We start from the raw sequence: 12,379 nt of genomic DNA, 5'->3' as shown, positions 1-12,379 counted from the left end.
CCAGCCGCTTGGCCGCCGTGCGCGCCTCGATCGCGTCGGACCGCGCGCCCTCGGCCAACCGCTCCGCCCGCAGGACGGCGCGCTCGGCCCGCAGGACGGCGCCGTCGTCGGCGATCCGCTCACGGGTGGCCCGTGCCGTCGCCTTGCGGCGGGCGGCGTCGCGCTCGTCGGCCAGCGTCCGCGCGCGCTCCTGCGCACGCGTCAGCCGCTCGTCGAGAGCGCCCGCCCGACGCTCGGCGTCACGGGCCTCGGCCAGCGCGGCGTCGAGCAGCACGCGGACCTCCGGCGGCATCTGCAGCCGGTCGGCCTGCGCGGGCTCGACGTCGCTCCGGCGCCGCGGTCCCGGCTTGGCCGGCTCGAAGCCCGCCGCCCGGATCGCCTCGGCGAGCGAGCCGCCGAACGGCCGCTTCGCGGCGTTCAGCGACGGCCACGCCGAGCCGTCGGCACGGCCGTCGCGGTAGCGCTCGACGCGCCACGTCTGGCCGGACCACTTCGCGGAGGACGGGTTCCAGTCGGCCGCCCGGGGCGGCTCGTCGTATGTGGCGACCCATTCCTGGATCGCGTTGATGATTGAGTCGCGGGTCCATGCTGCCCGTCGCCGGTCCGCACGCTGCAGACCTGCTCGAGCCGAGGCTCCCGCGAACGTCGCGGGAGCCATATGGATGACCTCCCGCTAGCTGCCGGTACGCGTGATCGTGAACCGGCGCTCGTTCGCACGAGCCTTCATGTCCCGCGGCCGCGCATGCAGCGGCTGCCCGACGCCGGCGAAGGCGTGGGAGGCGCGCACGGGGCTGAGCCAGGTCGAGAACATGGTTCGATCAACCTAGCCATCTCGACGGCCGCTCGCAACCCGAGTTCGGGCAAGGACCCGGAAGGGTTCGAATCCTCCTGGGTCCTGCCCGTCAGCCGCGGCGCGGGCCTGGTGCGACGTTCCGGTCGGCCGGCGACCGGAGCGTCGCAGCCGACCCGCGCCGGTCGGCGACCGCGGTCAGGCGGCGGTCGGCGCCGCCTGCTCGCGCTCGGCCGCGGCGGCCTCGCGCAGGGCCTGGAACGAGATCACCTGGCCACCCGCGCCCCAGCTGCCCTCGTCGATCTCGCGGCAGAGGACCCAGACCCGCAGCGCCTCGGCCTCGGGGATCCCCGCCGCCTCGCGGATCGCGGTCGTGGCCTCGGCGACCAGCTCCCGGCGCCGGCGATCGGAGAGCGCGCCCTCCGGCGTGGTCACCAGCAGCCGGAACGTCGGCGCCGGCACCGGCCGCCCGGCGGCGACGACGTGCTCCGCCGGCAGCTCGTGGACGTAGAGCCAGGTGACGTTGCGGAAGAACTCGGTGTCCGGCGCCCGCTCGGCGCGCAGCAGGATCGTCGTCAGCTGCTCGGTCAGCGCGCCGCGCGCGTCGGCGTCGAGCGCGCCCTGCGGGTAGGTCAGGTCCATGATCGGCATCGCGGTGCTCCTCGGTCGTGATCCGGCCGCCGTATGACGACCGGCATAGTCGCGAACCTACTATGCAGGCCGTCATACGGCAACCGCCCGCTGGCCGTGGACCGGACCGCCTCCTCCTCAGCGGGCCATGAGCGCGTCCGACCCGACGGCGATCGCCAGCACGAGACGGCGATCGAGCGTGCGCTGCGGGTCGCCGCTGAGGTCGATGTCGTAGACGTCGACCCACTTCCACCGGCGGCGACGGTTGATGCCGATCCGCTCCTCGCCGCGCAGGAACTCGAAGTCGTAGGGGATCGGGAGCCAGTCGGCGAAGTTGCCGAGGTACGGCACGAACCCGACGAGCCGCCGGAACAGCGCGACCGGCAGGCTGCGCTCGCGGACCGTCGCGACCTCGGCGCCGTCGGGACCGAACAGCGTGAACGTCGAGCGCAGCAGCGACTTGCCGAAGACCTTCTGGATCTCCCCGACCTTCACCCCGCCGGCGGTGACGTCGTAGCGCGCCGTGGGATCGAACCGCTGACGGGCGAGGATCCGCAGCAGCTCGCGGGACTTCCCCTCGTCCTCGAAGAAGCGGATGTCCTCCTTGAACTTGAACCGCTTCTGCTCGACGAAGCAGAACGGCTCGCCGTCGTCCCCCTCGCCCGGCGACGCGGAGAACGCGTACTGGTTGATGACCAGCTTGAGCTTCTGCCGCAGGACGAAACGATCGTGATCGTTGGGGTCGGTCATGTCCGGGGGTCCACTCGACCTCGCAGACGATCGTCGCCACCCTCCCGGTCGCGGGGATCGAACCCGACCGACGGCCTTCGCGGCCGGCCCGCCGCCGATCGCCGAGCCGGCATGCTCGTCCCATGACCCAGATCCCGATCACCGTCCGCGGCGACGTCGACGAGCGGGCCGTGCGCCAGCTCGAGCGGTGCGCGCAGGCCGGCGACGCGATCGCCGGGGTGCTGTGCGCCGACGGCCACGTCGGCTACTCGCAGCCGATCGGCGGCGCGCTCGCCTACCCCGACCCGAGGGGCTCCGCCCCTCACGTCGGCTAGCGCCTCCTATCCCCCGGTCACGGGCGTCGGCTACGACATCGGCTGCGGCAACAAGGCCGTCCGGACCGACGTGCGGACCGACGACCTGCTGCCGCTGCTGCCGAAGATCATGGACGAGGTCTTCGAGCGGATCTCGTTCGGCGTCGGCCGCAAGAACGACGAGCCGGTCGACCACCCGGTCCTCGACGCGATCGCGCAGGCCGACTTCCGGCCGCAGCGGTCGATGGTCCAGTCCGCGCGCAACCAGCTCGGCACCGTCGGCGCCGGCAACCACTACGTCGACCTGTTCGCGGGCGACGACGGGTTCGCCTGGGTCGGGGTCCACTTCGGCTCGCGCGGGTTCGGCCACAAGACCGCGTCCGGGTTCCTGTCGATGGCCGCCGGCGGCGCCTTCACCGATCGCTCGCCGGACGGCGAGATGGACGCGCCGCCGACGCTGTTCGCCGTCGACTCCGAGATCGGGCAGGCGTACGTCTCGGCGATGGAGCTGGCGGGCGCCTATGCCTACGCCGGCCGCGACGTCGTCGTCGACAAGGTCCTGGAGATCCTCGGCGCTCGGGCCACCCACGAGGTCCACAACCACCACAACTACGCGTGGCGCGAGCGCCACCACGGCGTCGACGCCTGGGTCGTCCGCAAGGGCTGCACCCCGGCGTTCCCGGGCCAGGAGGGCTTCGTCGGCGCGACGATGGGCGAGCCGTCGGTGATCCTGCGCGGCCGCGAGGGCGTCGCCACCGACGACCTGCTGGCCTCGACCGTCCACGGCGCCGGGCGCGTGATGTCGCGGACGCAGGCGGCGGGGCGGATGGCGAACCGGATGGAGTGCTCGCAGCGGGACTGCCCGTTCTGGGTCTCGATCGGCCAGTTCCGCGACGCGCGCGAGCGGGCGGGACTGACGCAGAACGACCGCTTCACGCTCTGCGTCGACCACCCCGACGGCCGGATGGTGAAGCGGCGCGGGCGCGTCAAGACCGGCGCGATCGACTTCGCGGCGGTCCAGGCCCAGCTGGCCGGTGGCGGGATCGAGCTGCGCGGCGGGGCCGCCGACGAGGCGCCGGCGGCCTACAAGCGGCTGGACCAGGTGCTGGCCGCGCACGCCGACACGATCGAGGTGCTCCACCGGCTGACGCCGATCGGCGTGGCGATGGCGCCCGCCGACACGATCGACCCGTTCAAGGACTGACCGGGCGCGCCGCCGCACCGCGCGGCGGCGCCCCGGGCGGGTCCGGACGGGCGCCCGCGAGCCCGCAACAGTTCTCGAAATCGAGCACGTTCGGGCGCGGCGCCGGGGGTATCTTCGCGGCCGGTGGCGAGTGTCCCCTCGCCCCGGCCGATCGGCCGCGGGATCGCGGCGTCGGCCAGAAGGCCAAGAAGAAGAAGCGGCGCGCGTCGCACCGCGCGCTGACGGCCTGAGTCGGGCCGGGCGGCCACATCGTGCCGGGCGCCCGCGGGCCGCCCGGCACGTCGCCGTTTCGCAGCCGTTCACCAACGCGGGCTCCGCGCGCGGCTACGGTCGCTCCATGACCGCCGTCCCCGAGCTGTCCGACCTGCGCGCGCTGTTCCTCAACTGCACGCTCAAGCGCTCGCCGGAGCCGTCCCACACCCAGGGCCTGATCGACGCCAGCCGCCACGTGATGGACGCCCACGGCGTCGCCACCGAGGTCGTGCGGCTGATCGACCGCGACGTCGCCACCGGCGTCTGGCCCGACATGACCGAGCACGGCTGGGCGACCGACGAGTGGCCCGAGATCTACGCCCAGGTCGAGGCCGCCGACATCCTGGTGCTCGCCGGCCCGATCTGGCTCGGCGACAACAGCTCGGTGATGAAGCGGGCGATCGAGCGGCTCTACTCCTGCTCGCACCTGCTCAACGACGCCGGCCAGTACGCCACCTACGGCAAGGTCGGCGGCTGCCTGATCACCGGCAACGAGGACGGGATCAAGCACTGCGCCCAGAACGTCCTGTACTCGCTGCAGCACGTCGGCTTCACGATCCCGCCGCAGGCCGACGCCGGCTGGATCGGCCCCGCCGGCCCCGGTCCCAGCTACCTCGACCCGGGCTCCGGCGGCCCCGAGAACGACTTCACCAACCGCAACACCACGTTCATGACCTGGAACCTGCTGCACCTGGCCCGGCTGCTGAAGGACGCGGGCGGGATCCCGGCCCACGGCAACCAGCGCAGCGCCTGGGACGCCGGCGAGCGATTCGACTGGGAGAACCCCGAGTACCGCCGCTGACGTCGCCCGCGTCGGCCGGAGTCCGACGCGGGCGACGGAGCGTCGCGCCGGCGCCGCGAACCGAACCTGCCCGTAGCCGCCACCGCGCCGTCTAGCCTTCGGCCGCATGGAGCACGCCTTCCGCGCGGCCCCGGGGCGCACGCCCTTCTCGATCGGCATCGAGGAGGAGCTGATGATCGTCGACCCGGACGACTTCTCGCTCGTCAACGCCGTCGAGTCGCTGCTCGGCGACGCGCCCGTCGGCGAGGTCAAGCCCGAGCTGATGGAGTCGGTGCTGGAGATCGCCACCGAGCCGACCCGCAACACCGCCGAGGCGAGCGAGCAGCTGCGGGCGCTGCGGGCGCACGTCGCGGCGAGGGCGGCCGAGAAGGGCCTGACGATCGGGTCGGCGGGCACGCACCCGTTCGCGCTCTGGGAGGACCAGCGGATCGCCGCCCGCGACCGCTACCGCGACCTCGTCCGCGAGCTGCGCTTCGTCGCCCGTCAGGAGCTGCTGTTCGGGCTCCACGTCCACGTCGGGATCGACGACCCGGACCAGGCGATCCACATCGCCGACGGGATGCGGGTGCACCTGCCGATCCTGCTGGCGCTGAGCGCCAACTCGCCGTTCTGGCGCGGCGACCGGACCGGGCTGGCGTCGACCCGGACCCCGATCTTCCGCGCCTTCCCCCGGATCGGCGTGCCGACCGCCTACGGCAGCTGGGCCCGCTACGAGCAGGACGTCGAGTTCATGATGCGCTCGGGCGTGATGAGCGACCCGACCTACGTCTGGCACGACGTCCGGCCGCAGCCGAAGTTCGGCACCGTCGAGATCCGCGTCTGCGACGGCCAGACCCGCGTCGACCACACGCTGGCGCTGGCGGCGCTGATCCAGGCGATGGTCCACGAGCTGGCCGCCCACCACGAGCAGGGCACCGTGCTCGGCGACTACCCCTGGCAGGTCCTCGACGAGAACAAGTACCTGGCGGCGATCCACGGGCTCGAGGGCGAGCTGGTCGACCTGCCGTCGGCGGATCGCGTCAGCACGCGGACGCTCGCCCGGCGGCTGCTGGAGCGGCTGCGGGAGCACGCCCAGGAGCTGGGCTCGGAGGACGCGTTCAACGGCATCGCCGACATCATCGAGAAGGGCACCGGGGCCGATCGCCAGGTCCTGATCTACGACACCAACCGCGACATGCGCGAGGTGATGGCGGAGATCGTGGCGACCACCGTCGGTCGTTGAGCCCGGATCCACCGGAGATCGGCGGAGGATCGAGGCCGATGTCGCCCGGCAGTTGGCGGCGCGCCGCTCGATGCGGGATCGTTGCAGGATGAGCACCAGCGACCTGACGGGACGGCCGGACGCGGGCGGAAGCACGGCCCGCGACGAGCGCACGACCGGACTCTTCGTCGTCGGCGCGATGGCGGCCCTGATGTGGGTCGTCGAGATCATCGACACGATCGACGACCACCGGCTGGACGGCCACGGGATCCGCCCGCGCTCCTTCGACGGGCTCGACGGGATCCTCTTCAGCCCGTTCCTGCACGGCAGCTTCGGCCACCTGATCGGCAACACGATCCCGTTCCTCGTGCTGGGCGCGGTGATCGCGTTCAGCGGCGCGCTGCGGGTGCTGCTGGTGACCGCGATCGTCGGCCTGGTCGCCGGGATCGGGACCTGGCTGACCGCACCGTCGAACTCGGTCACGGTCGGGGCCAGCGGGATCGTCCTCGGCTACGCGACCTACCTGCTGGCGCGCGGCATCTTCAGCCGCCGGCTGCTGGAGATCGCCGTCGGCGTGATCGTCGCGGTGGTCTGGGGCGGGTCGTTCCTCTTCAGCCTGATCCCGCGTCCCGGCGTCTCGTGGCAGGCCCACCTGTTCGGCGCGATCGGCGGCGTCGTGGCCGCCTGGCTGCTGACCCAGGAGCGGCGGCGCCGGCAGAGCGCGGCCTGAGGGCGCGCGTCCCGGTTTCATCGGGGCGCGATGGCGGCTGGCAGGTTGGGGCGCCTGACGCCCCGGTTCGTCGAGGTGCCGCGCCGTCCGCCAGGTTGAGACGTTTGATGTCCCGAGCCGTCGGGGCGGCGCGTCATCCGCCAGATTGGAACGCCCGACGTCCCGATTCGGCCTACCCGTCCCGCGGGTCGGCGGTCAACGCCGCCTCGAGCGCGGCGTCGACCGGATCCTCGCCGCCGACGAGCGACAGGATCCGGCCGCCGGTCCGGTGGTCGTGGAGGATCGCCGCCAGCACGGCGGCGACGTCGTCGCGGGTGACGGGTCCGCGCGGGACGCGGCGGGCGATCCGGACCCGGCCGGTGCCCGGGTCGTCGGTCAGGACCCCGGGACGGAGGACCGTCCACTGCCGGTCGCTGTCGATCACCGCGCGGTCGGCGGCGGCCTTGGCCCGCAGGTAGACGCTGAAGACGTCGTCGTCCTGCGGCGGGTCGTCGGCGCCGAGCGAGCTGACGATCACGTAGCCCGGGACCTTGGCGGTCCGAGCCGCCTCGAGCAGCAGGATCGCGCCGTCGCGATCCATCGTGCCCTTGCGGTCGGCACCGCTGCCGGGCCCGGCGCCGGCGGCGAAGACGACGCTGTCCGCGCCCTCGATCGCCAGCCCGACCTCGTGGGCCGCCGCCGACTCGAGGTCGCAGAGGACCGGGTCGCCGCCGTCGGCGCGGATGTCGGCGGCGTGGTCGGGGTTGCGGATCAGGCCGCGGACGCTGTCGCCGCGAGCGACGAGCAGCCGTGTCAGGCGGCGAGCGATCTGGCCGTGGGCGCCGGCGATGGCGATGTCCATGGGACGACGTTAGCCGCTGGCCTGTCGGAGGTCGTCGCGTTGGGTGGTCGCGCCCGCCGTGACGTTCCGGTCGCCCACGGTCCGCAACGTCGCGGCGGGTGCTCGAGCCCCCGATTAACGTGCCGCCGATGCGGCCGTCGGGATCACGCAGCGACGAGTGGTGGTGCCAGCTGGTCGTCGGCCACGCCGCCGGCGCCGTCCGCAAGCGCGCGGCCCACGCCGAGCGGACGGCCTGGGGCTGGATGCTCACCACCCCGGCCGCGCCTCGGGTCTGGGCCCTCAACCGCGCGCAGGTCGTGCCCCGGGCCGGCGACCTGGAACCCGCAGCCGTGGTGGAGGGGATCGAGGCGGCTCACCGCGCAGCCGGCCTGGCCCACCGCGCGGTCGACCTGCGGTCGCTGACCGACGCCGCCCGGCTGCGGCCGGCGCTGGCCGCCCACGGACTGGTGCCGTTGACCCTCGAGGTGCTGGCCGTCGACCCGGCCGAGCTGCTGGAGCGGGCGCGCGCCGCGGTGCCGGGCACGGGCACGGGCACGGGCACGGGCACGGGCACGGGCGACGGTTCCGTCCAGGTCGCGTGCGAGCCGCCGGAAGCGGCGATCCCGGTGCGGGCCACCGTCGACGGCGACGGCGACGCGGACGAGCAGCGCCAGGTCGCCCAGCAATGGGCGCTCGCCCCCGGCCCCAGCACCCGTCACCTGCTGGCACGCGACGCCGTCGGAGCGCCGGTCGGCGCCGCCGTCGTCCACCTGGCGAGCCTCCACCTCGAGATCGACGACCTCCTGACCGCGGCCGGCCATCGCGGCCGCGGGATCGGGACCGCGCTGCTGGTGGCGGCCGCCACCCTCGCCGTCGAGCGCGACGTCGCCCGGATCGCACTCCTCGCCGACCCCGGCGACCGGCCGGCCGCCTGGTACCGCCGGCTCGGCTTCGTCGCGGTCGGCCGCACCACCCAGGCGATCCGGCCCTGACGCGCGCGGCACCCCGCTCGTCGCGAGAAGGTGGCGTCAACTTCGCGCAGACCCGGGGCGGTGGCGTCATCTCACCGCGGCATGCGGCACGAACTGACGCCACCTCGCGCGGCCCGGGGCGAACTGACGCCACCTCGCTCACCGGCCCGCACCTCGCTCACCGGCCCCGCCTCGTCGACCGGACCAGGACCGACTAGTCCCGCGTCGGCGCGCCGCCCTGCGGCAGCCCCTGCCCGTAGCGCTGCCAGTCCAGCAGCGTCACGTTCTCGCGCGCGGTCCGGCCGGCCAGGTCCTCGCCGTCGCGGAACATCCGCTTCAGCCGCCGCAGGCCCTCGGCCGGTCGTGCCGCCAGCGTCGCCGCCAGCTCGAGCGCCGCCGCCTCGGCCTCGGCCTCCGGCGCGACCCGCTCGGCGAGCCCGATCCGCGCGGCCTCCTCGGCGCCGACGACCCGACCGCTGTAGATCAGCTCCTTCGCCCGGGCCAGCCCGACCAGCGGCACCAGCCGCGCGGGACCGACGGGGACGCCCAGCTTCGCGCCCGCCCACGCGAGCTTCAGGTTGTCGCCGGCGACCCGCAGGTCGCAGGCGGCGGCCAGCTCCGCCCCGGCGCCGACGACGTTGCCGACGCAGACGGCGATCGTCGGCACCGGCAGGTCGACGACCGCCTGGTACATGCGGGCGAAGCGCTCCATCCGGGCGATCCCGCCGTCGCGGTCCAGCTGCTCGGCGACGTCCGCGCCGGCGCACAGCGCACGGGTCGACGTCGTCGAGAAGACGACCACCCGCAGATCGGCGTCGGCGGCCAGCTCGGCCAGCGTGGCCAGCAGCTCGTCGAGCGTCGCGGTGTCCATCGCGTTGCGGCTGTCGGGGCGGTTCAGCCGCACGACCTCCACCCCATCGGCGTTGCGGGTGCGCTCGAGACCGGTCATCGCCGCTGGGTTCTATACGATTGCCGCCTATGCGCCTGCGCCGCCTGATGCTGCTGCTCGCGACCACGGTCGCGACCCTCTCGGTCACCACCGGCACCGCCTTCGCCAAGATCGACAGCGGTCAAGGCACGATCGGCGAGAACAACGACCTCCAGGTCACGCTCTTCGGCTTCGCCGTGATCGTCGGGATCCCCGCCTTCGCGCTCGTCATGACGCTCCTCCAGGGCCGTCTCGACAAGCGCAAGTACGCCAAGCTCGCCGCCGCCAAGGCCCGCACGGCCACGCGCGACGAGCGCCTCGGCTGGTAGCCGCGGCGGCGGGCGGCGCCTGGCGTCCGCGGACGCTTCCGATCTCGCCACCGTGTGCGCTCGGCGGTGCCGGCGCACGGCTCTCGCTTCCTGGCGACGGCCTCCTCGGCCCACGAACGCCAGGCATCCACCCGCGGCAGGCGCGGTCATCTGGGCCGGCGAATCGTCTTCTCGGCCGCGGCTCCGGGTGAGACGACGATCGTGCGTCGCTGAGCCGTCGCTTCGCCATCTCGCGACCAGCGGCTCCATCAGGAGGCGATCGGACGGCGCCCGACGGTGGGGGGACGCCCTCGCCGGTCCGCGAACGACCGCCTGACGTCCACCGCCGCCGCGACCGGCGACGCCGTCGATCCGGTAGCCGCCGATCCGCGATCCCGGTTCCAGCGAGCCGCTCATCGCCCGGCCTCGGTCGCCCGTGAGCGGCTGCCCGAGGCGGGCAGGAGGAGCGCGAGCGGCGGTGGTTGCGGGGAGCGGACGATCGCCATCGGCCGGCTGGTCGGCGTTGGGGGACCACCGACCGGGGACTCTCGGAGAGCGCCACATCGCCCGGCTGCGACAGCCGGCCGACGGCGTCCGTGACGCCTGCGTCACGTCGGCGCCGAGCGGTTCCGGACACCGCGTCACTGGGATACCCTCGACCCGGGTCCCCGGTGCACGGCTCGGGGCGACGGCGCAGAGCACGAGGAGCACAGAGACATGGCCTACCTGGTCACCGGGGCGACCGGCTTCATCGGACGACACCTGGTCGCGACCCTCCTGGAGAACCGCGAGGGCGACATCCACGTCGTCGTGCGCGACGGCTCGCGTCCCAAGCTCGACCGCCTGATCGCCGGCTGGCCGGAGGACGCGGCCGATCGCGTCAAGCTGGTCGTCGGCGACCTCGAGTCGCCGGCGATGGGCGTCGACCACGAGTGGATCGAGGCCCACCGGGGCCAGATCGACCACCTTTTCCACCTCGCGGCGATCTACGACATGACCGCCGACGAGGAGCGCAACGAGACGCTCAACGTCGAGGGCACGCGGCACGCCGTCGAGCTGGCCAACGTGCTCGAGGTCGGCTGCCTGCACCACGTCTCGTCGGTCGCGGCCGCCGGCGACTTCCACGGCGTCTTCCGCGAGGACATGTTCGACGAGGGCCAGCCGCTGCCCTCGGCCTACCACCGGACCAAGTTCGAGTCCGAGCGGATCGCCCGCGGCGAGTCGCTGGTCCCCTGGCGCGTCTACCGGCCGGCGATCGTCGTCGGCCACTCCGAGACCGGCGAGATGGACAAGATCGACGGTCCGTACTACGTCTTCGGCCTGCTCAAGCGGATGCGCAAGCTGCCGGGGGTGATCCCGCTGGCCGCGCCCGACCTCGGCGCCACCAACATGGTCCCGGTCGACTACGTCGTCAAGGCGATGGACCACATCGCCCACGAGCCGGACCTCGACCAGCAGGCCTTCCACCTCTGCAACCCGCGGCCGCAGCCGCTGATCGACTCGATCAACATCTTCGCCCGGGCGGCCCGCGCCCCGCGGCTGTCGCTGCGCCCGCCCGGCATCCCCGCGCTGGACCTCCACAAGGGGCTGCTGTCGCGGGTGGTCAACAGCCCGACGCTGGCGCCGGTCCGCCGGGCGCTGCTCGCCCCCACCGGGATCCCCGACGAGGTCCTGCCGCACATGTCGTTCGCGTCGGTCTTCGACGCCCGCCGCGCCGAGCAGGCACTGGCCGGCAGCGGGATCACGGTCCCGCGCCTGCGCGACTACGCGGCGACCCTCTGGGACTTCTGGGAGCGCAACCTCGATCCCGACCTGCACGACGACACGGCGCTGCGGGCGGCGGTCCACGGTCGCACCGTCCTGATCACCGGCGCGTCGTCGGGGATCGGCGAGGCGACGGCGCTGAAGGTCGCGCTGTCGGGCGGGACGCCGCTGCTGGTCGCGCGCACCCGCTCGAAGCTCGAGGCGCTCCAGCGCCTGATCGAGCAGCAGGGCGGCACCGCCTACGTCTACCCCTGCGACCTCAACGACCTCGAGGCGATCGACGAGCTGGCGCGGACCGTCACCCGCGAGCACCGGGTCGACGTCGTGGTCAACAACGCCGGCCGCTCGATCCGCCGCTCGCTGAAGCTCAGCCTCAACCGCTTCCACGACTTCGAGCGGACGATGCAGCTGAACTACTTCGGCGCGATCCGGCTGGTGATGGGCGTGCTGCCGCACATGGTCGAGCACGGCGGCGGCCACGTCGTGAACATCAGCTCGATCGGCGCCCAGACGTGGCCGCCGCGGTTCAGCGCCTACGTCGCCTCGAAGGCCGCGCTCGACGCCTGGACGCGGGTCGTCGCGTCGGAGCTGGTCGGCGCGAAGGTCACCTTCACGACGATCCACATGCCGCTGGTGCGGACGCCGATGATCGCGCCGACGAAGATCTACGACAAGATGCCGACGATCACGCCGGTCGAGGCCGCGGACCTGGTCGCGAAGGCGATCATCCAGCACCCGAAGCACATCGACACGCTGCTCGGGACCGCCGGCGAGGTGCTCTACGCGCTGGCGCCGAAGATCAGCGACCAGATCCTCAACACCGGCTACCGGGTCTTCCCCGACTCGGCCGCCGCGCGCGGCCAGGAGAACCCGGACGAGCGGGCGGGCGTCGAGATGCGCGTGCTCGCCGCGCTCACGCGCGGCATGCACTGGTAG

General features: G+C 73.5%; 13 protein-coding genes and 1 pseudogene. 8 read left to right on the top strand and 6 right to left on the bottom strand.

Going from position 1 to position 12,379, the window contains the following annotated elements; genetic code table 11:
- The 4 genes and pseudogenes from PAI11_RS17345 to PAI11_RS17335 all read right to left on the bottom strand — a co-directional run.
- Window positions 1-658: pseudogene (locus tag PAI11_RS17345) on the bottom strand (hypothetical protein); the annotation flags it as partial.
- A gap of 15 nt (window positions 659-673) precedes the next feature.
- On the bottom strand, window positions 674-811 hold the full coding sequence (locus PAI11_RS27430) for a hypothetical protein (RefSeq protein ID WP_007577176.1): 138 nt from the start codon (window positions 809-811) through the stop codon (window positions 674-676).
- 177 nt (window positions 812-988) lie between these two features.
- The gene (locus tag PAI11_RS17340) at window positions 989-1,441 is read right to left on the bottom strand and encodes a tautomerase family protein (protein WP_007577175.1); all 453 of its coding nucleotides are present in this window, start codon (window positions 1,439-1,441) and stop codon (window positions 989-991) included.
- 117 nt (window positions 1,442-1,558) lie between these two features.
- Entirely contained in the window at window positions 1,559-2,170 is a 612-nt protein-coding gene (locus PAI11_RS17335; protein ID WP_007577174.1) for an LURP-one-related family protein, read from the bottom strand.
- 122 nt (window positions 2,171-2,292) lie between these two features.
- Here PAI11_RS17335 and PAI11_RS27425 point away from each other — a divergent pair, with 122 nt between their 5' ends.
- The 5 genes from PAI11_RS27425 to PAI11_RS17315 all read left to right on the top strand — a co-directional run bounded on the left by PAI11_RS27425 (window position 2,293) and on the right by PAI11_RS17315 (window position 6,652).
- Complete coding sequence (locus tag PAI11_RS27425; RefSeq protein WP_007577172.1) at window positions 2,293-2,484, top strand: hypothetical protein; 192 nt, start codon at window positions 2,293-2,295, stop codon at window positions 2,482-2,484.
- 70 nt (window positions 2,485-2,554) lie between these two features.
- Entirely contained in the window at window positions 2,555-3,667 is a 1,113-nt protein-coding gene (locus PAI11_RS28390; protein WP_007577170.1) for an RtcB family protein, read from the top strand.
- Between the two features lie 337 nt (window positions 3,668-4,004).
- The gene (locus PAI11_RS17325; protein ID WP_007577169.1) at window positions 4,005-4,721 is read left to right on the top strand and encodes a flavodoxin family protein; all 717 of its coding nucleotides are present in this window, start codon (window positions 4,005-4,007) and stop codon (window positions 4,719-4,721) included.
- A 106-nt stretch (window positions 4,722-4,827) separates the two neighbouring features.
- On the top strand, window positions 4,828-5,943 hold the full coding sequence (locus tag PAI11_RS17320; protein ID WP_007577168.1) for a carboxylate-amine ligase: 1,116 nt from the start codon (window positions 4,828-4,830) through the stop codon (window positions 5,941-5,943).
- Between the two features lie 88 nt (window positions 5,944-6,031).
- Window positions 6,032-6,652, top strand: a complete 621-nt coding sequence (locus tag PAI11_RS17315) for a rhomboid family intramembrane serine protease (protein ID WP_007577167.1) — start codon at window positions 6,032-6,034, stop codon at window positions 6,650-6,652.
- 172 nt (window positions 6,653-6,824) lie between these two features.
- Here the strand turns inward: PAI11_RS17315 and PAI11_RS17310 are convergent, their stop codons facing one another.
- On the bottom strand, window positions 6,825-7,493 hold the full coding sequence (locus tag PAI11_RS17310; protein WP_007577166.1) for an SDR family oxidoreductase: 669 nt from the start codon (window positions 7,491-7,493) through the stop codon (window positions 6,825-6,827).
- A gap of 128 nt (window positions 7,494-7,621) precedes the next feature.
- Between PAI11_RS17310 and PAI11_RS24670 the strand changes: the two genes are divergently transcribed.
- Complete coding sequence (locus PAI11_RS24670) at window positions 7,622-8,464, top strand: GNAT family N-acetyltransferase (RefSeq protein WP_050897290.1); 843 nt, start codon at window positions 7,622-7,624, stop codon at window positions 8,462-8,464.
- Window positions 8,465-8,657: 193 nt separating this feature from the next.
- Here the strand turns inward: PAI11_RS24670 and PAI11_RS17300 are convergent, their stop codons facing one another.
- On the bottom strand, window positions 8,658-9,392 hold the full coding sequence (locus tag PAI11_RS17300; protein WP_007577164.1) for an enoyl-CoA hydratase/isomerase family protein: 735 nt from the start codon (window positions 9,390-9,392) through the stop codon (window positions 8,658-8,660).
- 29 nt (window positions 9,393-9,421) lie between these two features.
- Here PAI11_RS17300 and PAI11_RS17295 point away from each other — a divergent pair, with 29 nt between their 5' ends.
- Together PAI11_RS17295 and PAI11_RS17290 are read left to right on the top strand one after the other, a co-directional pair.
- Window positions 9,422-9,700, top strand: coding sequence for a hypothetical protein (locus PAI11_RS17295; protein WP_007577163.1), 279 nt, complete (start codon window positions 9,422-9,424; stop codon window positions 9,698-9,700).
- A gap of 696 nt (window positions 9,701-10,396) precedes the next feature.
- The gene (locus PAI11_RS17290) at window positions 10,397-12,379 is read left to right on the top strand and encodes an SDR family oxidoreductase (protein ID WP_007577162.1); all 1,983 of its coding nucleotides are present in this window, start codon (window positions 10,397-10,399) and stop codon (window positions 12,377-12,379) included.

This window comes from Patulibacter medicamentivorans, from assembly GCF_000240225.1.
Taxonomy (GTDB): domain Bacteria; phylum Actinomycetota; class Thermoleophilia; order Solirubrobacterales; family Solirubrobacteraceae; genus Patulibacter; species Patulibacter medicamentivorans.
The sequence above is the reverse complement of the archived record's forward strand: the minus strand, read 5'-3'. Positions and strand labels throughout refer to the sequence as shown.

Coding starts and splice junctions, on each gene's coding strand:
- PAI11_RS17315 (WP_007577167.1), top strand. CDS start 6,032: ATGAGCACCAGCGACCTGACGGGACGGCCGGACGCGGGCGGAAGCACG.
- PAI11_RS17290 (WP_007577162.1), top strand. CDS start 10,397: ATGGCCTACCTGGTCACCGGGGCGACCGGCTTCATCGGACGACACCTG.
- PAI11_RS17335 (WP_007577174.1), bottom strand. CDS start 2,170: ATGACCGACCCCAACGATCACGATCGTTTCGTCCTGCGGCAGAAGCTC.
- PAI11_RS24670 (WP_050897290.1), top strand. CDS start 7,622: ATGCGGCCGTCGGGATCACGCAGCGACGAGTGGTGGTGCCAGCTGGTC.
- PAI11_RS17300 (WP_007577164.1), bottom strand. CDS start 9,392: ATGACCGGTCTCGAGCGCACCCGCAACGCCGATGGGGTGGAGGTCGTG.
- PAI11_RS17310 (WP_007577166.1), bottom strand. CDS start 7,493: ATGGACATCGCCATCGCCGGCGCCCACGGCCAGATCGCTCGCCGCCTG.
- PAI11_RS17295 (WP_007577163.1), top strand. CDS start 9,422: ATGCGCCTGCGCCGCCTGATGCTGCTGCTCGCGACCACGGTCGCGACC.
- PAI11_RS27430 (WP_007577176.1), bottom strand. CDS start 811: ATGTTCTCGACCTGGCTCAGCCCCGTGCGCGCCTCCCACGCCTTCGCC.
- PAI11_RS17325 (WP_007577169.1), top strand. CDS start 4,005: ATGACCGCCGTCCCCGAGCTGTCCGACCTGCGCGCGCTGTTCCTCAAC.
- PAI11_RS17340 (WP_007577175.1), bottom strand. CDS start 1,441: ATGCCGATCATGGACCTGACCTACCCGCAGGGCGCGCTCGACGCCGAC.
- PAI11_RS27425 (WP_007577172.1), top strand. CDS start 2,293: ATGACCCAGATCCCGATCACCGTCCGCGGCGACGTCGACGAGCGGGCC.
- PAI11_RS17320 (WP_007577168.1), top strand. CDS start 4,828: ATGGAGCACGCCTTCCGCGCGGCCCCGGGGCGCACGCCCTTCTCGATC.